The 23,189-nt window shown below is 64.0% G+C and carries 23 protein-coding genes; 16 read left to right on the top strand and 7 right to left on the bottom strand.

The features are described from left to right. Positions 1–117: 117 nt before the first annotated feature. The 3 genes from trpE to rpe are packed head-to-tail and all read right to left on the bottom strand — an operon-like array spanning position 118 to position 3,105. Positions 118–1,602: an anthranilate synthase component I gene (trpE, locus tag C793_RS0105655; RefSeq protein WP_017429971.1), complete on the bottom strand. Its 1,485-nt coding sequence runs from the start codon at positions 1,600–1,602 to the stop codon at positions 118–120. Next, complete coding sequence (locus tag C793_RS0105650) at positions 1,599–2,372, bottom strand: phosphoglycolate phosphatase (protein WP_017429970.1); 774 nt, start codon at positions 2,370–2,372, stop codon at positions 1,599–1,601. Before C793_RS0105650 ends, trpE begins: the two co-directional genes overlap by 4 nt. Beyond that, positions 2,362–3,105 carry a ribulose-phosphate 3-epimerase gene (rpe, locus tag C793_RS0105645; protein WP_051038342.1) on the bottom strand — a complete coding sequence of 248 codons (744 nt, stop codon included), beginning with the start codon at positions 3,103–3,105 and terminating at the stop codon, positions 2,362–2,364. Before rpe ends, C793_RS0105650 begins: the two co-directional genes overlap by 11 nt. Before the next feature lie 238 nt (positions 3,106–3,343). Between rpe and cysP the strand changes: the two genes are divergently transcribed. The 5 genes from cysP (at position 3,344) to C793_RS0105620 (ending at position 7,849) form a co-directional block, all read left to right on the top strand. Next, complete coding sequence (gene cysP / locus C793_RS0105640; protein ID WP_017429968.1) at positions 3,344–4,363, top strand: thiosulfate ABC transporter substrate-binding protein CysP; 1,020 nt, start codon at positions 3,344–3,346, stop codon at positions 4,361–4,363. 9 nt (positions 4,364–4,372) lie between these two features. Beyond that, complete coding sequence (cysT, locus tag C793_RS0105635; protein ID WP_017429967.1) at positions 4,373–5,239, top strand: sulfate ABC transporter permease subunit CysT; 867 nt, start codon at positions 4,373–4,375, stop codon at positions 5,237–5,239. Next, positions 5,239–6,066, top strand: a complete 828-nt coding sequence (gene cysW, locus C793_RS0105630) for a sulfate ABC transporter permease subunit CysW (protein ID WP_017429966.1) — start codon at positions 5,239–5,241, stop codon at positions 6,064–6,066. Before cysT ends, cysW begins: the two co-directional genes overlap by 1 nt. Then, a complete protein-coding gene (locus tag C793_RS0105625; RefSeq protein ID WP_017429965.1) occupies positions 6,063–7,163 on the top strand; it encodes a sulfate/molybdate ABC transporter ATP-binding protein in 1,101 nt (366 codons plus the stop codon). The genes cysW and C793_RS0105625 overlap by 4 nt, the downstream gene beginning before the upstream one ends. Before the next feature lie 92 nt (positions 7,164–7,255). After that, positions 7,256–7,849, top strand: a complete 594-nt coding sequence (locus tag C793_RS0105620) for a YajG family lipoprotein (RefSeq protein WP_017429964.1) — start codon at positions 7,256–7,258, stop codon at positions 7,847–7,849. On the opposite strand, the gene C793_RS0105615 is transcribed toward C793_RS0105620, so the two are convergent. Next, positions 7,846–8,478 (bottom strand): class I SAM-dependent methyltransferase, encoded by a 633-nt coding sequence (locus C793_RS0105615; RefSeq protein WP_017429963.1) that lies wholly within the window; start codon positions 8,476–8,478, stop codon positions 7,846–7,848. The two genes, C793_RS0105620 and C793_RS0105615, sit on opposite strands and share 4 nt — an antisense overlap. Positions 8,479–8,639: 161 nt before the next feature. Further along, positions 8,640–9,275: a TIGR04211 family SH3 domain-containing protein gene (locus C793_RS0105610; protein ID WP_017429962.1), complete on the bottom strand. Its 636-nt coding sequence runs from the start codon at positions 9,273–9,275 to the stop codon at positions 8,640–8,642. A gap of 447 nt (positions 9,276–9,722) precedes the next feature. On the opposite strand from C793_RS0105610, the gene C793_RS0105605 reads away from it, so the two are divergent. The 5 genes from C793_RS0105605 to C793_RS0105585 all read left to right on the top strand — a co-directional run bounded on the left by C793_RS0105605 (position 9,723) and on the right by C793_RS0105585 (position 12,761). After that, positions 9,723–10,484: a TlyA family RNA methyltransferase gene (locus C793_RS0105605; protein ID WP_017429961.1), complete on the top strand. Its 762-nt coding sequence runs from the start codon at positions 9,723–9,725 to the stop codon at positions 10,482–10,484. 126 nt (positions 10,485–10,610) lie between these two features. Then, on the top strand, positions 10,611–11,660 hold the full coding sequence (locus C793_RS0105600) for a phospholipase A (protein WP_026106133.1): 1,050 nt from the start codon (positions 10,611–10,613) through the stop codon (positions 11,658–11,660). A 105-nt stretch (positions 11,661–11,765) separates the two neighbouring features. Continuing rightward, positions 11,766–12,098 carry an ElaB/YgaM/YqjD family protein gene (locus C793_RS0105595; RefSeq protein WP_017429959.1) on the top strand — a complete coding sequence of 111 codons (333 nt, stop codon included), beginning with the start codon at positions 11,766–11,768 and terminating at the stop codon, positions 12,096–12,098. Beyond that, entirely contained in the window at positions 12,098–12,487 is a 390-nt protein-coding gene (locus C793_RS0105590; protein WP_017429958.1) for a phage holin family protein, read from the top strand. The genes C793_RS0105595 and C793_RS0105590 overlap by 1 nt, the downstream gene beginning before the upstream one ends. After that, positions 12,477–12,761: a YqjK family protein gene (locus tag C793_RS0105585; RefSeq protein ID WP_017429957.1), complete on the top strand. Its 285-nt coding sequence runs from the start codon at positions 12,477–12,479 to the stop codon at positions 12,759–12,761. The genes C793_RS0105590 and C793_RS0105585 overlap by 11 nt, the downstream gene beginning before the upstream one ends. A 6-nt stretch (positions 12,762–12,767) precedes the next feature. Here C793_RS0105585 and C793_RS0105580 read toward each other — a convergent pair whose 3' ends face one another. Continuing rightward, on the bottom strand, positions 12,768–13,955 hold the full coding sequence (locus tag C793_RS0105580; protein WP_017429956.1) for a BaiN/RdsA family NAD(P)/FAD-dependent oxidoreductase: 1,188 nt from the start codon (positions 13,953–13,955) through the stop codon (positions 12,768–12,770). A 14-nt stretch (positions 13,956–13,969) separates the two neighbouring features. Here C793_RS0105580 and C793_RS0105575 point away from each other — a divergent pair, with 14 nt between their 5' ends. Both C793_RS0105575 and C793_RS0105570 read left to right on the top strand, forming a co-directional pair. Beyond that, the gene (locus C793_RS0105575; RefSeq protein ID WP_017429955.1) at positions 13,970–15,151 is read left to right on the top strand and encodes an efflux RND transporter periplasmic adaptor subunit; all 1,182 of its coding nucleotides are present in this window, start codon (positions 13,970–13,972) and stop codon (positions 15,149–15,151) included. Continuing rightward, positions 15,152–18,289 carry an efflux RND transporter permease subunit gene (locus tag C793_RS0105570; RefSeq protein WP_017429954.1) on the top strand — a complete coding sequence of 1,046 codons (3,138 nt, stop codon included), beginning with the start codon at positions 15,152–15,154 and terminating at the stop codon, positions 18,287–18,289. Here the strand turns inward: C793_RS0105570 and C793_RS0105565 are convergent, their stop codons facing one another. Then, positions 18,290–18,727 carry a DUF3617 domain-containing protein gene (locus C793_RS0105565; protein WP_017429953.1) on the bottom strand — a complete coding sequence of 146 codons (438 nt, stop codon included), beginning with the start codon at positions 18,725–18,727 and terminating at the stop codon, positions 18,290–18,292. A 214-nt stretch (positions 18,728–18,941) separates the two neighbouring features. Here C793_RS0105565 and C793_RS0105560 point away from each other — a divergent pair, with 214 nt between their 5' ends. From C793_RS0105560 to C793_RS0105545, 4 genes are all read left to right on the top strand, one after another. Next, positions 18,942–19,154 carry a zinc ribbon domain-containing protein gene (locus C793_RS0105560; protein ID WP_017429952.1) on the top strand — a complete coding sequence of 71 codons (213 nt, stop codon included), beginning with the start codon at positions 18,942–18,944 and terminating at the stop codon, positions 19,152–19,154. Between the two features lie 163 nt (positions 19,155–19,317). After that, complete coding sequence (gene ahpC / locus C793_RS0105555; RefSeq protein ID WP_017429951.1) at positions 19,318–19,881, top strand: alkyl hydroperoxide reductase subunit C; 564 nt, start codon at positions 19,318–19,320, stop codon at positions 19,879–19,881. A gap of 237 nt (positions 19,882–20,118) precedes the next feature. Then, positions 20,119–21,675, top strand: coding sequence for an alkyl hydroperoxide reductase subunit F (ahpF, locus tag C793_RS0105550; protein ID WP_017429950.1), 1,557 nt, complete (start codon positions 20,119–20,121; stop codon positions 21,673–21,675). Between the two features lie 525 nt (positions 21,676–22,200). Next, positions 22,201–23,178 (top strand): Abi family protein, encoded by a 978-nt coding sequence (locus C793_RS0105545; RefSeq protein WP_017429949.1) that lies wholly within the window; start codon positions 22,201–22,203, stop codon positions 23,176–23,178. Positions 23,179–23,189 lie beyond the last annotated feature (11 nt).

Here is a 23,189-nt window from a genome sequence, read left to right as displayed (position 1 = left end):
TGCATGGCGAAAAAACAGGCCCCACCGCAGAAGACGGTGGCGCCCGGATGCCCTATCGTACCCCGAGCGGCAGGCCAATGTTATGCCCTGCATCAGCATAAAGCGCCCCGAGGCGGTCTATTCCTCGTCCAGCCCGCGCTCGGCCATGGCCACGGCACGGATCAGCGCCCGCCCCTTGTTGAGAGTTTCCTGCCATTCCATCTCGGGGTCGGAGTCGGCGACGATGCCGGCACCGGCCTGGACGTGCACCTGGCCGTCCTTGATCACCGCGGTGCGGATGGCAATGGCGGTGTCCATGTTGCCGTGCCAGGACAGATAGCCCACCGCGCCGGAATAGATGCCGCGCTTGACCGGCTCGACCTCGTCGATGATTTCCAGCGCGCGCACCTTGGACGCACCCGAGACGGTGCCGGCGGGAAAGGTGGCGCGCAGGGCGTCCATCGCCGAAAGCCCGGGTTTCAGCCGGCCGACGACGTTGGACACGATGTGCATGACGTGGGAGTAGTATTCCACTGCCATCCGGTCGGTCACCGTAACGCTGCCGGTCTGGCTGATACGCCCGACGTCGTTACGCCCCAGGTCAATCAGCATCGAATGTTCGGCCAGCTCCTTGGGATCGGCCAGCAACTCTTCCTCCAGCGCCCGATCCTCGGCCTCGGTGCGGCCGCGCTTGCGGGTGCCGGCAATCGGCCGCACGGTAACTTCGTCGTCTTCGGTGCGGGTGAGGATTTCCGGCGAGGAGCCCACGACCTGGTGATCGCCCAGGTTCAGGTAATACATGTACGGCGACGGATTCAGACCGCGCAGCGCGCGATAGAGGTCCAGCGGCGCGGCGCGATACGGCGCCGACATGCGCTGGGACGGCACGCACTGCATGACGTCGCCGGCCAGCACGTACTCCTTGATATCGCTGACCGCCTGCTTGAACCCCTCTCGTGTGAAGCCGGAGACAAAATCGCTCTCCTGGAGGTCCGGGTTGCGGTCGGCTGGCCGCTCGGGGCGCACACAGGCGTCGCGCAGCCGGCTTTCCAGGTGCTTGAGACGCTGCTGCGCCTCTTCCAGCACGGCCGTGGTGCCGGGTTCAACGTGGGTCAGCAGCGTCAGCCGGCCGGCCAGGTTGTCAAACACCACCAGGTCGTCGCACACCATCAGCAGAATATCCGGAACGCCGATGGGGTCGGGCTTGTCGCTGTCCGCCAGCCGCGGCTCGATATAGCGGATGGTTTCATAGCCGAAATACCCTACCAGGCCGCCGTCAAAACGCGGACGGTGGTCGAGCTTGGGCACCTTGAAGCGTGCCTGGAAGGCTTCGATCCACGCCAGCGGATCGTCTACCTCGGTCACTCCCAGCGTCTGACCGTCACGGAGATGGCGAACGCTATGCCCGCTGACCTCGATACGCTCTCGGCAAGGCAGACCGATAATCGAATAGCGCCCCCACTTTTCGCCCCCCTGCACCGACTCAAACAGGAACGTCCAGGGCTCGTTGGCCAGCTTGAGATATGTCGACAGCGGCGTGTCCAGATCCGCCAGCACCTCACGGGCAACGGGGATACGGTTATAGCCGGCGTCAGCCAGCTCGGCAAAATGCTCGGGGGTCATCGTCTGACAGTCCTCGTGGCATGAGAGGTGAAACAAGGGGTGGAATGAGGCGCAGAAGGCGGCGCGGAAGTTGGCGATAGCAGCTCGGCCAGCGAATCCAGCAGCGCGTCCGGCTCGCTCCGGGCAATCGGCTCGCCGTGATTATAGCCGTAGGTCAGCCCGGCGGTGGCAAAACCTGCCGCCCGCCCGGCGCCCATGTCGTGGCGGGAGTCGCCGACCATCACGCAGGCCCCCGGGGGCACGCCAAACGTCGCCGCAGCATGGGTCAGCGGCAGCGGGTCGGGTTTCTTGCGCGCCAGGCTATCGCCGCCCAGGCAGAGGGCAAAAGCCTCCTCGAGCCCAAAATGCGCCAGCAGCGGAGCAATAAAGCGCTCGGGCTTGTTGGTAATCAGCACCCGTACAAAACCCGCCTGCCCCAGCGCCGAGAGCGTCTCGGTAACCCCGGGATAGAGCTGCGTCAGGCGGTACGGTGCGGCGCCGTAATGCGCCATGAACGCCGCCTGAGAGCGGGTCTTGAGCGTCTCATTCAGCTCATCAACGGGCTGCTCCAGCGCCCAGGCCAGGCCGCGCTCCACCAGCTTGGGCACACCGTTACCGACCCAGCCGGCAACAGCCTGCCGCGTGGGCCGCGCCAGACCTTCTGCGGCCAGCGTTTGCTCCAGCGCGGCCGCGAGGTCAGGCACCGAATCCACCAGGGTGCCGTCCAGGTCGAACGCCACCAGCCGCTTGTTATCGAGTAGGGAATGCACGGTTATTGCCTCATGGGTCATCGTGCCCGATCGACGCCAGGGCGTCGCGCATCCGGGCGATAACCGAGTCGTAGGCGTGGGGATCGTCGGCGCTGGCTGCCTTGAAGATCGCCGAGCCGGCAACGAAGGTGTCCGCGCCGGCGGCGGCCACCTCGGCGATGTTGTCGACCCTGACGCCGCCGTCCACCTCCAGACGGATGTCCTGGCCTGACGCATCCAGTTTGGCCCGGGTATCGCGCAGCTTGCCAAGCGTTTGCGGAATGAACGCCTGGCCGCCAAAGCCGGGATTGACGCTCATCAACAGCACCATGTCCAGCTTGTCCATGACGTAGTCGAGACAACTCAGCGGCGTGGCCGGATTCAGCACCAGCCCGGCCTGGCAGCCGCCGTCGCGGATCAGCTGCAGCGAGCGGTCGATATGTTCGGACGCCTCGGGGTGAAAGGTAATAATACTGGCGCCGGCATCGATAAAGTCCTGAATCAGCTGGTCCACCGGCTTGACCATCAGATGCACGTCAATAGGCGCCGTTACGCCGTGCTGGCGCAGCGCCTTGCACACCGCGGGGCCGATGGTGAGGTTGGGCACATAGTGGTTGTCCATGACGTCGAAGTGGACGATATCCGCGCCGGACGCCAGGACGTTGTCGACTTCCTCTCCCAGGCGGGCAAAGTCGGCGGAGAGAATCGACGGCGCAATACGCAACGAACGCGAAGTCGCGGATAAACAGGAAGTCTCGGGGGCAGATGCAGTCATGGTCATGGGCTTTTGCGGCTGGAGAAAACGGGACAGTGGACGGTGATACCGACAGAAGACCGGCACACGGGGCTACATGGTAACAGAGCCGGTCGCCGGGGCGGGAATGCGCCCTGCCGGCAGCGCAAGCGGCACACATATATTCTAAAAAAGAATATAAAACATAATTGTAATTCCCCAAAGTGCGGTTTAATCTTGGCTCCCAACGCTATCCCCTGCTGTTAACTGGAGCTTTTGCATGACCCCTGTACGCACCGCCAAGACGCTTAAACGCAGTTTGCTCGCCCTGGCCGTTGCCGCCAGCGCTTCGGGCGTAGCCAACGCCGCCGACCGCGAGCTGTTGAATTCGTCCTACGATATCGCCCGCGAGCTGTTTGCCGAGATCAACCCCAAGTTCGAGACCTGGTGGGAAAACAACCACGATGAAACCGTGGAAGTCAGCCAGTCCCACGACGGCTCTTCCGCCCAGGCCCGGGCGATCATGCAGGGGCTGGAGGCCGACGTGGTGACCTTCAACCAGGTGACCGACGTTCAGGTACTCGCCGACGCCGGCCTGGTCGATGAAGACTGGAAAAACGAATTCGACAACAACGCCTCGCCCTACTATTCCACCACCGCGTTTCTGGTGCGCAAGGGCAACCCCAAAAACATCGAAAGCTGGGCGGACCTGGCCGACGACGACGTGGAAATCGTCTTTCCCAACCCCAAGACCTCGGGCAACGGCCGCTACACCTATCTGGCCGCCTGGGGCGCGGCGGATCAGCGCCTGGACGGCGACGAGGACAGGATTCGCGACTACATGAAGACCCTGCTGGGCAACGTCGAAGTCTTTGACACCGGCGGCCGCGGCGCTACCACGAGCTTCATCGAGCGCGAAATCGGCGACGTTCTGATCAGCTTCGAGTCCGAAGTCAACAACATTCGCGGCGAGTACGGCAGCGACGACTACGAAGTCGTGGTACCGCCGGTGAGCATTCTCGCCGAGTTCCCCGTCGCGGTGGTGGATGAAAACGCCGAGAAAAACGACAACGCCGACCTGGCTCAGGGCTATCTGGACTACCTCTACCGCGAAGACACCCAGCGCCTGCTGGCGGGCTTCAACTACCGCGTCAACAACGAAGATGTGGTAGCAGAGTTTGCCGATCGGTTCCCCGAAACCGAGCTGCTGGAAGTCGACGACGTCTTCGGCGGCTGGGATCAGGCCATGGAAAAGCACTTTGAAAGCGGCGGTCTGATCGACCAGCTGCAGCGCCGGTAAGCCAACGCCATGAGTTCATCCGCCATCGGCTTCCCCCGGCGATCGTCCGGCAGCGCCCGCGTGCTGCCGGGCTTCGGCCTGTCCATGGGCATCAGCGTGCTGTTCATCTCGCTGGTGCTGCTGTTGCCCCTGACCGGGCTGTTCGGTCAGCTGGCCAACCTGTCCCCGGGCGAATACTGGACCGTTATCAGCGACCCCCGCGTGGTAGCCAGCTATCTGACCACCCTGGGCGCGGCCGGGGCGGCGGCGCTGGTGAATGCCGCCTTCGGCCTGCTGCTCGCCTGGGTGCTGGTGCGCTACGACTTTCCCGGCAAGCGCCTGGTGGATGCGCTGATGGACCTGCCCTTCGCGCTGCCCACCGCGGTGGCCGGCATTACTCTGGCCACCCTCTACGCCAAAAGCGGCTGGGCAGGCAGCGTGCTCGAACCGCTGGGCTTCAAGGTGGCTTATACCTGGGTAGGCATCGCGCTGGCCATGGCGTTCACCAGCATTCCCTTTGTGGTGCGCACGGTGCAGCCGGTGCTGGAAGATATGCCCGCTGAGGTCGACGAGGCCGCCATGTCGCTGGGCGCCGGCGACGGCGCCGCCTTTCGCCGGGTTATCATGCCGCATCTCTGGCCGGCGCTGGTCACCGGCACCGGGCTGGCGTTCGTGCGCTCGCTGGGCGAGTTCGGCGCGGTGATCTTCATCGCCGGCAACGCGCCGTATGAAACCGAGATCACCGCGCTGATGATTTTCGTCAAGCTGCAGGAATACGACTACGCCGGCGCCTCGGCGATTGCTTCGGTGCTGCTGTTTATCTCGCTGGCGCTGCTGCTGGCGATCAATATCTGGCAGGGCCGCTTTGTCCGCCGTCTGCACGGAGGAAACGGCTAATGCAACGCATCGGTGACTCTCCCGGCGTGCGCCGGCTGCTGATCGGCGCGGCGCTGGTACTCACGGCGCTCTTCCTGCTGCTGCCGCTGGTGGCTATTTTTGCCCAGGCGTTCGCCAAGGGTGTGAGCGTGTTCTGGGAGAACGTCAGCGACGCCTATACGCTGCATGCCATCTGGCTGACGCTGGGCATTGCCGCGCTGACGATTCCCATCTGCCTGGTGTTCGGCGTAGCGCTGGCCTGGCTGATTACCCGCTTTGCGTTTCCCGGCCGGCGCCTGCTGCAAACGCTGATCGACATCCCCTTCGCCATCTCGCCGGTGGTGGCCGGGCTGATTTATCTGCTGCTCTACGGGCGCAACGGCTGGGTGGGCACCTGGCTGGACGCCCAGGACATTCAGCTGATGTTTGCCTGGCCGGGGATTCTGATGGTGACGGTGTTTGTCACCTGCCCGTTTATCGCCCGGGAGCTGATCCCGCTGATGCAATCGCAGGGCAGCCGCGAGGAAGAAGCCGCGGTCACCCTGGGCGCCGGCGGTTTTACCACCTTTCGCCGGGTCACTCTGCCCAATATCCGCTGGGCGCTGCTGTACGGCGTGATTCTGACCAACGCCCGGGCGGTAGGGGAATTCGGCGCGGTATCGGTAGTCTCCGGCGCCATTCGCGGCAAGACCAACACCCTGCCGCTCAACGTGCAGCAGCTCTATCAGGACTACAACACGGTCGGCGCCTTTTCGAGTGCCGCGCTGCTGGCACTGATCGCCCTTTTAACCCTGGCGGCCAAGGCCGGCCTGGAATGGCGCGCATCGCGCCGGGAGACGCATCCATGAGCATTCGACTGGAACATATCGGTAAACACTTCGCCGGCACCCGGGCGCTGGAACCGGTCAACCTGGATATTCACGAAGGCGAGCTGGTCGGCCTGCTGGGCCCGTCGGGCTCGGGCAAGACTACCCTGCTGCGGATTATTGCCGGGCTGGAAAATCCCGACCGCAGCGACTCGCCCACGCCGGCGCGCCTGCTGTTCGGCCAGCGCGACGTGACTCACGTACACGTCCGCGACCGGCGCATCGGTTTCGTTTTCCAGGACTATGCGCTGTTCCGCCACATGAGCGTATTCAATAACGTCGCCTTCGGTCTGAGCGTCATGCCCCGGCGCAGCCGCCCGTCGCGCGGCGAGATCCGCGCGCGGGTGCTGCGCCTGCTGGAAATGGTCAAGCTCGAACATCTGGCCGACCGCTATCCCGCCCAGCTATCCGGCGGCCAGCAGCAGCGGGTGTCGCTGGCGCGGGCGCTGGCCGTGGAGCCCGACGTGCTGCTCCTCGACGAGCCGTTCGGCGCGCTGGACGCCAAGGTGCGCCAGGACCTGCGCCGCTGGCTGCGCCATCTCCACGAAGAGCTCAACTTCACCAGCGTCTTCGTCACCCACGACCAGGAAGAAGCGCTGGAGCTTTCCGACCGCGTGGTGGTCATGAGCGACGGCAAAATCGAGCAGATCGACACCCCGGAACGCCTCTACCGCGCGCCGCAAAACCGCTTCGTGTTCGAGTTTCTGGGCGATGTGAATCATCTTGAAGGCGACGTGCAGAACGGCATACTCACCTGCGGCGATGCCCGCCTGGCCGTTGACCTGCCCGACGGCCGCGAGGAACTGCTGCTGCGCCCCCACGAGGTACGCCTGGCCGAACAGCCCGAAACCGCAAGCCATCTGCCGGTCACCGTGACCGCCGTCTCCCCGGTGGGCGCCGAGGTGCGCGTCGAGCTCGAGGCCGACTGGCTGCCCGGCCCCTGGCTGGCGACCGTGCGCCACGCCGATTTCGAGCGGCTCAACCTGCATCGCGGCCGCCGCCTGTTTGCCCATCCGCGTCACTGGCACCGCTTTGCCGACAGCGCGCCCGCCGCACCGGCGACCGGACGTGCTGCCTGATACGGGTACTGGAACGCACAGAGGCTTCGTGCTTGAATCGGGGCTCGACGTTTACCCCCTATTCAAGCAAAAACAGCCAACGGGAGATCGCCATGCAGCGACGCCTTTTTCTGCCCGCTACCGCGCTATTGCTGGCGGTGGTATGGCTGGCCGGCTGCGCCAGCCCCCAGCATCTTACGCTCACGCCCCAGCGCAGCGCGCCGGTGGCGCAGGTGGGCAGTGGTGAAAAGGTGGCGGTCTTCGCTCAGGACGGGCGCGACACCGACGTCATCGGCCACCGCAGCGGCGGCGGTATGTCCACCTCGCAGATTACCGTCAGCAGCCATGTGCTGATCCCGCAGCTGCAGCGCGAAGCCGAACGCGCGGTGCGCGACATGGGCTTTACCCCGGTCAATGACGAAGCCGAAGGCCGCCCGACGCTGATTCTGGAACTTGCCAACCTCAGCTACGCGCAGGCCGACGGCGCCAACCCGGGGATCGACGAGGCCCGGCTCGAAGGGGTGCTGAAAACCATCGCCCAAAACGGCGGCGCTACCTACACCGGCACCTATACTTCGCGGCGACATCAGGACTACGCGTTCAAACCCGGCAGCGGCAAAAACACCCGGATGCTCAACCAGCTGCTGGGCAAGGCGTTGGATCGCGCTTTCAACGACGGCGAGATGAGCGCGCTGCTGGCCCGCTAAGCCGCCGGGCCGCGACGCTCCAGCCCCCAGACGCTCTCGATAAAGCCGCGCTCGTCGGGCGGGCTCTGTTGCAGATACGTCAGGCGGAAGTTGGGCGAGAAGAGTTCCTCGACTTCGTCGGGGGATACACTGTAGGGCGGGCCGGCGCTTTCATTGCGGCGGGTCATGCTGATCAGCAGCCCCCGAGCGCCGGGGGGCACCAGCTGCGCCAGGTGGAAGGCATAGCGCTGTCGGGTAGGAGGCGGCAGCGCAATCAGCGAGGCGCGGTCGTAAAACGCCTCGACTTCGACGACCTGGCGAATGTGCAGGTGAAAAAAATCGCCCTGCCACAGCTCGATACTGCCCTGACGCGCAATATCAAAGCCGGTCTGGCGGTAGCGCAGAACATCCTGGCGGCGCTCGGCCATGAACTGCTCGATAGCTTCGGGGGCAAACTCGACCCCCAGCACCGGATGCCCGACATCCGCCAGCCAGCGCATGTCCATGCTCTTGCCACACAGCGGCACCAGAACCTTGCCGGCCGGCGGCACCTGCAGCGTCGGCCAGTAGTGCTCCAGTGCCGGGTGCGGCGTCGTGCGGTGAAAACCGATGCGCCCCTCGCGCCAGCGCTGGATCCACGGATTGGTCATGGTCGGTGTCCCGTGACGATGGGTGATGGAAAGCCCTGGCTCTCAAACAAAGCCAGAGTTCTCAAACAAAGCCAGAGTTCTCAAACAAAGCCAGAGTTCTCAAACAAAGCCAGAGTTCTCAAACAAAGCCAGAGCTCTCAAACAGGGCTACTGAAACAGGGCTACTGAAACCAGCGGTCGCGCTTTTTACGCCGCCGCGGCAGATGCGGCACGATCAGCCCCACCAGCAGGCCGGCACCGGCCACGCCGCCGCCGTAGGTGAAGTAGCGCATCAGCAAGTCTTCTTCCTGGGTATCAAGCCGCGCGTTCAGCTCCCGGGACTGCTTGCGCAGCGTCTCGGCATCGCTTTCCAGCTCGTCGTTGCGCGTTTCGAGCTCGTCGATGCGCTCGGCGCGGTTCTTCAGGTTCTGTTTCATGGTCGCCACCCGCTCTTCCCAGGTGGCGTTGATATTATCGAGCTCGTCGGTCAGCTCGGCCACCCGGGCTTCCAGCTGCGGGAGTTTTTCCCGGGCGCTGGGCGTATCCTCGAGTTCTTCGCTGAGTATCCAGACGGTATCCCCGGACTCGCTCTTGACCCGGGTATAGTTGCCCTTGCTTGACAGCGACTGGACTTTTTCACCCGCCGTCAGGGTGCCGACAATCCGATAGCCATCGGTGGGGCCGCTGCGCACATAGGTCGTCAGATCCTCGGTCACCCAGGCATCTCCGGACTCCGCCAGGGCCTGGCCACTACCCAGCCCGATCAGCAGCCCCAGCAGCGCAGCCCGGCAGGGAAAACGAAACGTCGTTGCTTGCATGTCACTTATCCTGATGAAAACGCCGGGCGCCTAGATTACCGAATTAACCGCCGCGACGCAGCTATTTGTGGCCCCGGCCCTGCGGTGGCCGGCGCCGTTACCCCGCGGGCCGACACCGCCACACCATCGCGAAGGCGGCCGCATAAAAGCTCGCAAGCCTAACACAGCCATACGCCCACCCCGGTGCCCGCCTCCGTGAGCGATCCGCTTTGGCGGGCATCTGACTGGCCGGCGCGGCTATTTTGGCGCAAAATTACCGCCGTCGACGCCCGTTACCACGGCTTTCAGCGCCAGGGGGCACGCCAGCCGGGCCGCGCTGCGTTTCACGACAACGTTTCAACAAAACTGCACGTTTCAACCGCCCTGTGCCCCCTGATAGTCCTCTATCAAGGCCCTATTCAGCCTCCATTTCCTTTCCGTTTCTGTTTTATAGCCGGAGTCCGCCCGATGCCACGTCTTGATCAGCTTGTTGTCGCCCGTCAGCTTGCCGCCTCGCGGACTCGCGCCCAGCGGCTGATCCGCAACGGCCGCGTGCGGCGCACCGACACCGGCAAGGTGCTGCTCAGGCCCGGCGAAAAGCTCGCCGACGCAACCCCGCTGGCCGTGGAGGATGATCCCGAGGAGCGTTACGTTTCCCGCGCGGGGCTCAAGCTGGAAGCGATATGCACGACGCTTGATAAACGCCTCGACGGCCGGGCCGTGCTCGATATCGGGCAGTCCACCGGCGGGTTCAGCGACTGCGCGCTACGCCTGGGCGCCCGCCACGTTATCGGTATCGAGGTGGGCCACGGGCAGCTGGCCGACGCGCTGCGCGACGACCGCCGAGTTACCTGCCTGGAAGGCATCAATGCGCGCCGCATGACCGAATCCAAGCGTCTGGCGGAACAGGTCGAGCGGCACGCCCCGACACTGGCGGTCATGGATGTCGCCTTTATTTCACAGACACTGATTCTGCCCGACATTGCCGCCTTGCTGCCGGCGGGCAGCGAGCTGATCTCGCTGGTCAAACCGCAGTTTGAACTGGATGCCGACGCGCTCGACAAGCGCGGCATCGTGCGCGACCCGAGCTACCAGAGCGCGGTGCGTACCCGGCTGGAAAACGCCTGCCAACGTAGCGGTTTTGCTATCCGCCACTGGCAGCCAAGCCCGATTACCGGCGGCGACGGCAACCGCGAATGGCTACTGCACGCGCTGCGGCAGGATGATTGAGCGCGAATTGACTTCCCCGCGCGGCGTGATAAAACAGCGTCGGCGCTTTGTTGCCTGAGCCAGCGCCGCTTAACTTCAACCGGCACCGAGTGCCCCCGGCCGCTGCCGACCGACGATGATATGACCATGACGACCCGCTATGTACTGCCTGTCTGCCTGATGCTGCTGTCTGCCGCGCACGCCGGCACCGCCGCCGCACAGCCGGCTGATCCGGCGGCGCTGGAGTCGCGCATCAACGCGATCCACCGCGAGATGGCCGAGCTTGGACGGGAGCTGGCCCGGCTGGAAAAGCAGCGCCGGCCGCATTTTGCCGCCTCGGTCTATCCGGCCGCGCTGACGCCAACACCGCCCGAGCAAAAAGCCCGCCAGGATAACCGGGAGCGCCGAGAGCTGGAAGACGCCTCCGAGCACAACCCCTTCGCCATGACCGCGCATCGCACCAACTACCTGCTGCCAGTCAGCTACAACGGCAACCCGGATCGCGCGCGCTTTGGCGATATCGATGCCGACGGCGAACCCGACAATACCGAGGTCAAGCTCCAGTTCAGCATCAAGTTTGCGCTGGCCCAGGGGCTGCTGGACGGCCACGGCGATCTGTATTTCGGCTATACCCAGCGCAGCTGGTGGCAGGCCTACAACACCGATTCCTCGTCGCCCTTTCGGGAAACCAACTACGAGCCGGAAGTGTTTATCGACTTTGCCAATGACAGCAACCTGTTCGGCTGGATCAATACCCGCAACCGGCTTTCGCTCAACCACCAGTCCAACGGCCGCTCGGCGCCGCTGTCGCGCAGCTGGAACCGCCTCTACCTGGAAAGCACCCTGCAGCGCGGCGACTGGGCGCTGACCCTTCAGCCCTACTGGCGGCTTCCCGAGTCCGACGGCGAGGACGACAATCCCGATATTCACCGCTATATGGGCTACGCCAATGTCCGTCTGGCCAGGCGCTTTGACCACGACCAGGAGTTTTCCATCCAGCTGCGGGGCAACCCGGACACCGGCTATTCGGGCACCCGTCTGGACTACAGCTGGCCGGCGTTCAACGGCGTGCGCGGCTACGTGCAGTATTACAACGGCTACGGCGAAAGCCTGATCGATTACGATCACCGGGTGCAGCGACTCAGCCTGGGATTCAGCCTGAACCCGCTTTTTACGCCCACGGGCCTGCTGCGCTAGGCAGTCGGTGGCCGACGGCGCTGCCTTTCGTGGTGGGGCGGCATAGCTGCTATGCTGGTGGCCGCAAGCCATACGCGGTTATTCACGTCTCAAGAGGAGGCCATCATGCCCCGTACATCATCCGATTCGAGTTCCCGGACCGAGCAGCTGCAGGACGACCTGCGCCACCTGAGCGATACCGTGGAAGAACTGGTGGACGCCACCGCCAAGGACGCCAGCTCGGAAATGCAGGACCTGCACAAGCGTGCCGAGAAGCGTCTCAAGGATACCCGCGAACGCCTGGAAGCCAGAGGCGAGCAGCTTTACACCGACACGCGCGAATCGCTGACCCAGCAGGCTGACTGCTGCGACCGTTACGTGCGCGACAACCCCTGGACCAGCATCGGCATCGGCGCTGCCGCTGGCGTGGTTGTGGGTATGCTGCTCGGGCGGCGCTAATGGCCGCCGGCCCCGGACAGGGTGTTTTTCATGCCCTCAGGCGCGTTGCCGGGACGCTGCTGGCCAACGGCGAAACGCGCCTGCGCCTGGCGGTGCTGGAGCTGGAGGAAGAACGCGCCCGGCTGCTCACGCTGGTGCTTCTTGCCGGTGCCAGCCTGCTGCTGTTCCTGCTCGGCGTGGCCACGCTGACGGCGCTGGTCATTGCCCTGTTCTGGGACAGCTACCGGCTGGTAGCCATCGGCGCCAGCGCCGGCGTTCTGCTGCTGGCAAGCGTTACGCTCGCGCTGATCGCGGTTCGCCAGGCCAGGCGCCACACCCTGCTGAAAGATACCCTGGGCCAGCTGGCGACCGACCGCGAGCTGCTGGAGCAGAAACGCGATGAGCGATAACGCCGGAAGCCAGCTGTCGCGTGCGGCGCGCAAGCGCGAGCTGCTGGCTCAGCTCGAGCAGCAGCGTCTTGAGCTTATGGTAGAGGGTATGCGCCTCGAGCGCCGCACGACGACCCTGGATCGCGGCTGGCGCCAGCTGGTCCGCTACAAAACTCCGCTGCTGATCGCCGGCGGCGGCGCGGCCTGGCAGCTACTGCGCCGCCCGCGCACCGCGCTTCAGCTGGGCCGAGGGGCGCTGGCCGGCTACGCGCTGTACCGCCGGCTACGGCGTTAGCCGGGGTTAACAGGCCTGCCCGCAGGCCACGCCCGACGCCCAGGCCCACTGAAAATTGAAACCGCCCAGCTCGCCGGTCACATCCAGCACCTCGCCGACAAAACGCAGCTGGGGCATCCCGTTGACGCTGAAATCCCGCGATGAAATCGCCCGGGTATCGATCCCGCCCAGCGTTACTTCCGCCGTGCGCCAGCCTTCGGTGCCCGTGGGCGTGATGCGCCACGCATTCAACCGCTCGGCCCAGGCGGCCAGGGCGGCGTTGGAATACTCCGCCAGCGGCATCGTTGTCCCGGCCTCGCCGTACCACTCCAGCAGCGCCTGCGCCAGACGCCGAGGGAAGCGCTCCCCCAGCCAGGTCGACAGCTGGCGTTTGGGCGTGTTGTGGCGCGCCTGGCGCAGCGCGGCCTCGGCGTCTTCACCGGGCAGCAGGTTTATCTGCAGTGCCGCCCCCGGCTGCCAGACGCTGGAGATCTGCAGTATCGCCGGGCCGGAGAGGCCGCGATGGGTAAACAGCATGGGCTCGCTGAAGCGCTGTCCGTTACAGTTCACGCTGACGTCCAGACTCACACCGGAGAGCGCGGCCGCCCGGGCCTTCCACGGCTCGCCCAGGGTAAAAGGCACCAGCGCCGGCGCCGTCGGCAGCACCGCCAGGCCAAACTCGCGGGCGAGGTCGTAGCCGAACCCCGTCGCGCCCATGGTGGGAATCGACAGCCCGCCGGTCGCCACCACCACGCTGCCCGCGTCGATGCTGCCCAGCGAGGTCATAAGGCGCATGCCCTCGCCCTGACGCGCCACGCGCTCGACCCGGGTTGCGAGCTGCACGTCGACCCCGGCCCACTCGCATTCGGTCAGCAACACCCGCACAATATCCCTGGCCGAGGTGGCGCAAAACAGCTGCCCCGGGGTTTTTTCCACATATTCGACGCCGTGGCGTTCGACCAGCTCGACAAATTCGCCGGGCGGGTAGCGTTTCAGCGCGGAAATGCAGAAAGACGGATTCCGCGAGTAAAAGTGCTGCGGCGTGGTGGCCAGATGGGTAAAGTTGCAGCGCCCGCCGCCGGACATGAGTATCTTTTTGCCGGCCTTTTTCGCATGGTCCAGCAGCAGCACGCGGCGGCCGGCGTAGCCCGCCTGGGCGGCACACATCAGCCCGGCCGCGCCCGCGCCGATCACCACCACATCATAGGTTTTCACAAGGCAGCTCCGGTATGCACAAAGCGGCCAGTTTAACAGCCTCAGGGCTTTTCGCCGCCCTGCCCATGATCCGCCGGCGGGCGCGGCTGAGCGTTCTGCTGCTCGCGCTTGCCGCCGCGCCCGCGCTGGCGCAGGACCGCGCGCCGGCCCCGCAGGTGATCGGCGCCCGGGTGACCCAGCAGCTCTGGTCGGATGCGATCCGCGCGCCGGGCACGCTCAAGGCCGACGAGAGCGTGACGCTTTCGGCCACGGTCACCGACGTGATCACCGCCATTGACTTTGACGACGGCGACGACGTCGAGGCCGGTCAGCGTCTTTTCCAGCTCGATGACGAGGAAGAGCGCGCCCGGCTGCGCGCCGCCCGGGCCACCGCCAGCAAGGCCGAAAACGCCCTGCGCCGCACCGCTCAGCTGCAGGAGCGCAACCTCTCTCCCCGCGCCGACGTGGAAGACAACCGCGCGCAGCTGGATGAAGCCAACGCCGAGGCCGCCGCGTTACAGGCACGGCTGACCAACTACCGCATCCGCGCGCCGTTTTCCGGGCGCATGGGGCTGCGCAATCTCAGCGTGGGCACTCTGGTCACGCCGGGAGATACGCTGGCGACGCTGGACAAGCTGGACGTCATGCGCCTGGACGTCAGCCTGCCCGCCGTGCGTCTGACGCACATCGCCCCGGGCAGCTCGCTGCGTGCCACCACGGCCGCCTTCCCCGAGCGCACCTTTACCGGCAAGGTCGCCAGCATTGATACCCGCGTTGATCCCGTCTCGCGCAGCGTCACCGTTCGCGCTCGGCTGGATAACCCCGGCAAGCGCCTGCGCCCGGGCATGCTGATGCAGGTCGAGCTCGACGCGGCCAGCCGCCAGGCGCTGGTCATCCCCGAAGCCGCCATCGTGTCGGAAAGTCGTCGCCATCATGTCTGGCGGCTGGATGAAGACGCCGACAACCGCGTGGAACGCCGCCGAGTCGAGCTCGGCACCCGGCGCGATGGCAACGTGGAAGTCCTCGACGGCCTGTCACGCGGCGACCTGGTCGTCGTCCACGGCATCGAAAGCGTGCGCGATGGCCAGACGCCGGAGCTGCTGGGGATTCTCGATGACGACACCGACGTGCAGAGCATTCTGCGCCAGGGTCGGGACGCACAGGACCAGAAAGAAAAAGGTCAGGGCGAAGAAGGCGAACAGGAACGAGGCGAATAAATGCGGCTTTCCGATATCTCCGTCGAGCGGCCGGTCCTCGCCACGGTCATCGCCGCGCTGATCGTTACCTTCGGGGTGCTGTCGCTGGACCGCCTGGCGCTGCAGGAATACCCCTCCATCGACCCGCCGATTGTCAGCATTGATACCCGCTACCCCGGCGCCTCGGCGAGCATCGTGGAAACGCGCATTACCCAGGATCTGGAAGAGCGCATCGCCGGCGTAGAGGGTATCGAAACCCTGTCGTCGTCGAGCAGCGACGGGCGCTCCAGCATCAGCGTCGAATTCAGCCTGGAGCGGGATATCGATTCGGCCGCCAACGACATCCGCGACCGGATTTCCGGGGCGTTGAACAACCTGCCCGACGAAGCCGATCCGCCGGAAGTGCAAAAAGCCGACGCCAACTCGGACACCGTGCTCTGGATGGGCCTCACCGGCGACGATTACACCACCGCCGAACTGACCGACTACGCCGATCGCTATCTCAAGGACCCGCTGGCGGTGCTGCCGGGCGTCTCCCGGGTGCAGGTGGGCGGCGGGCGCGAGTACGCCATGCGCGTCTGGCTCGACGCCGATGCCCTGGCCGCCCGGCAGCTCACGGTCAACGCCGTGGAAGATACCCTGCGTGAGGAAAACGTCGAACTGCCCGGCGGCGCCATCGAGTCGAAAGAACGCCAGTTCATCGTGCGCCTGCCGCGCAGCTTCAACACGCCGGCGGATTTTCGCGCCCTGGTGCTGGAAGAGACCGACACCGGCGAGCTGATCCGCCTGGGCGACGTGGCCCGGGTCGAGGTTGGCGCGGTGGAAGACCGCACCATTTTCCGCAGCAACGGCGACCCGATGGTGGGGCTGGGGCTGAAAAAGCAGTCCACCGCCAACGTGCTGGATATTGCCAACGCCGCGCGGGATACGCTGGCCTCGCTGCAGGACACCCTGCCCGACGGCATGACCCTCAACGTCAACTTTGACCGCTCGGTGTTTATTGCCGGCGCCATTCGTGAAGTCGCCATCACGCTGTTTATCTCCATCGCGCTGGTGGTGGCGGTGATTTTCCTGTTTCTGGGCAACCTGCGCACCACCCTGGTGCCGGCGGTCACCGTGCCGGTGGCGCTGATCGGCAGCTTTGGCGCGCTGCTGGTCATGGGCTTTACCCTCAACCTGCTGACCCTGCTGGCGCTGGTACTCGCCATCGGCCTGGTGGTGGACGACGCCATCGTGGTGCTGGAAAACATCCACCGGCGCATGCAGGAATACGGCGAAACGCCGCTGGTGGCCGCCTGGCGCGGCGCACGCCAGATCGCCTTTGCGGTCATCGCCACCACCCTGGTGCTGGTGGCCGTGTTTGTTCCCCTGGGCTTTTTGCAGGGCGATATCGGCCGGCTGTTTTCCGAGTTTGCCCTGACGCTGGCCGCCGCGGTGGTGATCTCCAGCGTTCTGGCGCTGTCGCTTTCGCCCATGATGGCCTCGAAGGTGTTGCACCCCGGCATGCACGACGGTCGCCTGGCGCAGGGCGTCCACCGCGCGCTGGGCGCCGCCCGCCACGCCTATCGCCGCTGTCTCGGGGTCGCTCTGCGCCTGCGGTTCATGGTGGTAGCGCTTTTCGTATTGCTGCTGGGGGCCAGCGCCTGGCTGGCGCAAACGCTGCCCCGGGAATATACCCCCGACGAGGATCGCGGCAGCTTTTATATCATTGTCAGCGGCCCGCCCGGCGCGACGTTTGACTACATGCTCGACTACATGAACGAGATCGAAACGCGGCTGATGCCGCTGACCGACCAGGGCGATATTCAGCGCCTGCAGCTACGCGCGCCCATGGGCTGGGGCAACATCGAAAACTTCAACAGCGGCTTTGTTATCGTCAACCTGGCCGACTGGGGCGAGCGCCGGGGCATCCAGCCAATCATGCAGGACGTGCGCGACCGGCTCGGCGGACTGCCCGGCGTGCGCGCCTTTCCGGTGATGAGCCAGGGCTTCGGCGGCAGCGCAGGCAAGCCCGTGCAGTACGTGCTCGGCGGCAGCAGCTACGCCGAGATTGCCCGCTGGCGCGATACGCTGATCGACTACGTGCGCGACGATAATCCCCGCCTGGTGGGGCTGGACAGCGACTACAAGGAAACCCAGCCCCAGCTGAAGGTAAGCATCGACTACGACCGCGCGGCGGCGCTGGGGGTCACGGTCAGCGACATCGGCAGCACGCTGCAGACCCTGCTGGGCGGGCGCCGCGTCACGCGCTACGTCAACAACGGCGAGGAATACGACGTTATTGTCGAGGGCGAACGCGACGCGCGCTCCAACCCGCAAAGCCTGGAAAGCCTCCAGGTGCGCTCGGCGCGCAGCGGCGATCTGATTCCGCTGGCCAACCTCGTCAGCTTCGACAACGCCGCCGGGCCGGGCTCGCTTAGCCGCTATAATCGCCTGCGCTCCATCACCCTGGAAGCCAACCTGGCCGAGGGGTACTCGCTGGGGGAAGCGCTGGATTATCTCGACCGTACCGTGGCCGAACAGCTGCCCGACGCGGTGCAAACCGACGTCAAGGGCGCCTCCCGGGATTTCCGCGAAGCCGGCGGCGCGACGATCTTCCTGCTGGGCATGGGGGTACTGGTAGTATTTCTGGTGCTTGCCGCCCAGTTTGAAAGCTTTATTCATCCGCTGGTGATCATGCTCAGCGTGCCGCTGGCGATCGTCGGCGCGCTGCTGGCGCTCTACGCCACCGGGCAAACGCTGAATATCTACAGTCAGGTGGGGCTGGTGATGCTGGTGGGGCTGGCGACCAAGAACGGCATTCTGATTGTCGAGTTCATCAACCAGCTGCGCGACCAGGGCGCGGATTTTCGCGACGCGCTGGTCGAGGCCTCGGTCACCCGCTTGCGGCCCATTCTGATGACCGCTGTCACTACCGTCGCCGGGGCGGTGCCGCTGGTGCTGTCCAGCGGCCCGGGGGCCAACTCGCGGCTGGTGATCGGCACGGTGATTATCGCCGGCGTCAGCGCGGCCACGTTGTTCACCCTCTTCGTGGTGCCCGTGGCCTACGATCTGCTGGCACGTCGCAGCGGTTCCCCCGGCGCCGTCAGGCAGCGCCTTGACGCCGAGCTGGCAGACCAGGCGCCGGAACCCGACAGCAGACGCGAACAGGGCGAATAGCTAGTCGCTCTGGCACTCGCCCTGATAGTTGCCGTCGATATGCGTTTTCATGGTCATCCTGCCCACGGGCGACTGGGTATCAATCATGACATCCCCCTTGATCGTGTCGCCCATGAACTGCATGGCGCCGTCGATGTCGGCCTGGCCCCCATCGGCGGTGCAGGTCATGCGGTAGTCCAGACCGTCGGCGCGAATGTCCTGATTCAGCAGCTCGCAGCCTTCCTGCTCCTCCACAAAGCCGAAATCCGCGCTTTCGATGTCGTCTTCGCTAATGCATTGGCGCTCGCGGTCCTTGCGCTCGGGGACATCCACATCGCCTTCGACGGTAGTGACGCTGACAAACGTCCACTGGCCGGGCTGAATGTCGGGGGTTGCTGCCTGTGCAGCCAGCGGTAGTGCCAGCGTGGCCGCAGCGGCGAGTGTGAGAATATGTCGCATTGTTTTGCTCCAACGATAAACGGAAAAAAGCCGTGGACGGGAAAGCGGAACAGCCCATGACGGCAACAGCGTCTCGCATCATGATTCGTCGTGGCTGACATACCGCATGGTACCCGACTGCGGTTGCCAGTGTCCGCCCGACGACAACCGGCGATGCGTTTGTTTTAATATGGCTGCCCGAGCCCGGGTTTTGGCGCCAGCCGACGGAGGCCTTATGCACAGCGATACAGCGCTGATGGAATACGACTTTCACTGCCCCTACTGCGGCAGCCCGCTGACGTTCGACATTGACCCGTCGCAGGGCAGCTATACCACCTGGGAAGACTGCCACCAGTGCTGCGCGCCGATTCAGGTTGTCGTGGACGTCTCGCCCTTCAGCGGCGAGCTGGAAAGCGTACGCACCGGCAGCGACGACGATGTCCTCTGAGTCCAGTCGTGACATCCCCTGCAAGCTGATCTATTCCGGATATCGGGCATAAATAGCCTTGCACTATTATTAATAATGCCTTTTCTCAATTTTATTAATCGAGCGCGCGGGGTTAAAGTAGCCTCACGTTATCGAGACATCCCCACCAACAGGAGACAGCGTAATGTCCTTGATCAATACCGAAGTCAAACCGTTTAACGCCACCGCCTACCACAACGGCGACTTTCTCGACGTCACCGACGCAAGCCTCAAGGGCCAGTGGTCGATCTTCTTCTTCTATCCGGCCGACTTCACCTTTGTCTGCCCCACCGAGCTGGGTGACCTGGCCGACCGCTACGACGAATTCAAGAAGCTGGGCGTGGAAATCTACAGCGTTTCCACCGACACCCACTTCACGCACAAGGCGTGGCACGACAGCTCCGAAACCATTGGCAAGCTGCAGTATCCGATGATCGCCGACCCGACGCACACCGTCTCGCGCAACTTTGAAGTGCTGATCGAGGAAGACGGCGTTGCCGAGCGCGGCACCTTCGTCGTCGATCCGGACGGCAAGATCCAGATTGTCGAGCTCAACGCCGGCAACATCGGCCGCAACGCTGAAGAGCTGCTGCGCAAGGTCAAGGCCGCACAGTACGTTCGCGCCAACCCCAACGAAGTATGCCCGGCGAAGTGGGAAGAAGGCGAAGAGACTCTGTCGCCGTCGCTGGACCTGGTCGGCAAGATCTAAACCGGCCGGCATCCCTGGCACCCGGGGGCTCCCGGGTGCCCTGCCCCGCCAACGCGACTCCCCCCTGATACGGGGCGGGCTGACCCCTGTGCCTTCGTGACGCGTATGCCCTTGATACGCCCCGGCATACGCCACGCCGACCCGGCTGCCAACGCGGGCCCAGAGGCCAGCCCGGATAACCCGACGTATCCGTACCTGTTTTAATACACCGTCAACGACTGCGAGGAAGCGATCGACATGCTGGACACCAACATGAAGCAGCAGCTACAGGCCTATCTGGAAAAAGTGACTCAGCCGATCGAGCTAAAAGCCTCCCTCGGTGACGGCGACAAGTCACGGGAACTGGCCGAACTGCTGGAAGAGATCAGCGGCCTGAGCGATAAAATCACCCTGGCCACCGACGGTACAGCCAAGCGCCAACCGTCGTTTGCCATCAATCGCCCCGGCGAGGATACCGGCGTGGTATTTGCCGGCATTCCCCTCGGCCACGAGTTTACCTCGCTGGTCCTCGCGCTTTTGCAGGTCGGCGGGCATCCGCCCAGGGCCTCGGAAGAAACCCTGGAACAGATCAGGGCGCTGGACGGCGAGATGGTGTTTGAAACCTACTTCTCGCTGTCGTGCCAGAACTGCCCGGACGTGGTCCAGGCGCTCAACCTGATGGCGATCAACAACCCCGGAATTCGCCACGAAGCGATCGACGGCGCCGTCTACAAGGCCGAGGTCGACGAGCTGGAGATCATGTCGGTGCCCAGCGTCTATCTCAACGGCGAGCCGTTCGACCAGGGCCGCATGAGCCTGGAACAGATTCTCGGCAAGGTCGACACCGGCGCAGCCGAGCGCGAAGCCGCGAAGCTCAACGACAAGGCCGCGTTCGACACCCTGATGATCGGCGGCGGCCCGGCGGGCGCATCGGCAGCTATCTATGCGGCGCGCAAGGGCATCAGCACCGGCCTCATCGCCGAACGCTTCGGCGGCCAGGTGGTGGATACCCTGGGTATCGAGAACTTTATTTCGGTGACCAAAACCGAGGGGCCCAAGCTGGTCACCGCGATGGAAGAACACGTCAAGGATTACGACGTGGACATCATGAACCTGCAGCGCGCGGTGAAGCTGACCCCGGCCGAGAACGAAGGCGGGCTACACGAAGTCACCTTCGAATCCGGCGCCACGCTCCAGAGCAAGACCCTGGTGCTGGGCACCGGCGCCCGCTGGCGAGAAATGAACGTACCCGGCGAGGCCGAGTACCGCAACAAGGGCGTGGCCTACTGCCCCCACTGCGACGGCCCGCTGTTCAAGGGCAAGCACGTCGCGGTGATCGGCGGCGGCAACTCCGGCGTGGAAGCGGCCATCGACCTGGCCGGCATCGTTGGCCACGTCACGCTGTTCGAGTTCATGGATGAAATGCGCGCCGACGCCGTGCTGCAGAAAAAGCTCAAGAGCATGGACAACGTGGACATCATCCTCAACGCCCAGACCACCGAAGTCACCGGCGACGGCAGCCGCGCCAACGGCCTGACCTACAAGGATCGCACCACCGACGAGGACCACCACGTCGCGCTTGAGGGCATTTTCGTACAAATTGGCCTGGTGCCCAACACCGAATGGCTGAAGGACTCGCCGGTAGAGCTCAGCCCCCACGGCGAAATCATCACCAACGACAAGGGCATGACCTCGGTACCGGGTATCTTCGCCGCCGGCGACGTCACCACGGTGCCCTACAAGCAGATCATCATCGCCATGGGCGAAGGCGCCAACGCCGCGCTGGGCGCGTTCGACTTTATTATCCGTAACTGATTGCGCTGCGCCGCCGGCCCCCCGGCGGCGCCTCCCCCGACGTCATGGCCCTGTCCGGAGCTACTGACGTTTTCCCGCCTTCCACGGCGGGTTTTTTATGCCCAACCGGCCGGGTTAGCCAACACAAAACGGTGCTGATAGGCGACAGGCCCTGCCGCCAGGGTCATGGCTTCCCCGCCATATCCATGCGTTTTTGCCCTGTTTCGCGTAATCTGGCGATAGAAGCAGCCAGTGATGGCGCAGGACGAATCCACGCGCAAGTCGAGGATTCTCCACCTGCAAGCAACATGAGGGGTCATTATGACCACCAGAGGTGAAGTTGGCCGAAATGCCCTTATCGTCAACAGAAGAACTGATTGACAATGCAATACAGGAAGCGTTTTCCAGAGATTTCACAAAACACACAGTTGTCGAAAAAGTCGACAGATACATGGATCTCTGCAACCGGCTCAAGCCCCGGCCCGGCAAGTCCAGTGTGGTACAAACTCAGCAGGTCCAAACGGTTGTTCAAAGGATGGTCTTCCGATGGTTTATCAGCGTCCCTGGAAATCCTTTCACCAGCAGTTGGATATATTATTACAGCGCGGTATACAAGTCAGCGATGAAGCTGCCGCGCTGGAGCATCTGGAGCGCGTCGGTTATTACCGATTAAGCGCGTATTGGTATCCGTTTCGCGTGTTCAAGACGATCGGTCATGATAAACATCATCGACCAGTCAACCAGGCCACGGATCAATTCGTGCCTGGTACTGAATTCAACGATGCCATACGGCTTTACCTTTTTGATAAGAAGCTACGCCTGCACCTTACCGACGCGCTGGAGCGCGTGGAAGTCGCTCTGCGCGTAGACATTGCTTATGTTCTAGGCGAACAGGATACTTTCGCACACCTGAAACGGGAAACATTCCATAAGTCTTTTGCGCGCAAGCCTGTAGGTAAAGAGCGTAAAGAAGCTTTCGTAAGCTGGCAGGGGCATGCCAAGCGAATGGAAGACCGCTCCAAAGAGGACTTCGTCAAACATTACCGGCAGAAGCACAGCTTCCGATTGCCGATCTGGGTGGCCGTCGAAACCTGGGATTTCGGCACCCTTTCACACCTTTTCGCGATGATGAAAGTCCCGGATCAAAAGCGTATTGCCCATAAATACGGCGTACATGATTGGCAAATTTTCCAAAGCTGGTTGCGATCGCTGAACTATCTGCGCAACCTTTGCGCTCACCACAGTCGGCTCTGGAACCGCAATATCATCGACCAACCCAAACTACCCCAAAAAGGCAGCATAATCTGGTGCGACGCTTTTCACGATCAGCCACAGCTGATCGCTCGCCCCTTCCTGCTGCTGAGCATCTTAAGGCACATGACCAGGGCTATTTGCCCGAATACCCATTGGCACAGGCGCTTACAGGAACACTTGGTGAACTTTCCTGCTCAGCATGCTGAATGCTCGCTGTCTCTGGCAGATATGGGAGCGCCAAGGGACTGGGAAGGCTGGTGGAGTGAATAACAGGTAGGATC

Origin of the sequence: Vreelandella jeotgali Hwa, assembly GCF_000334215.1 — a bacterium.
Taxonomy (GTDB): Bacteria; Pseudomonadota; Gammaproteobacteria; order Pseudomonadales; family Halomonadaceae; genus Vreelandella; species Vreelandella jeotgali.
Note: the sequence above shows the minus strand (reverse complement) of the source record. Positions and strands in the feature narration are given on the sequence as shown.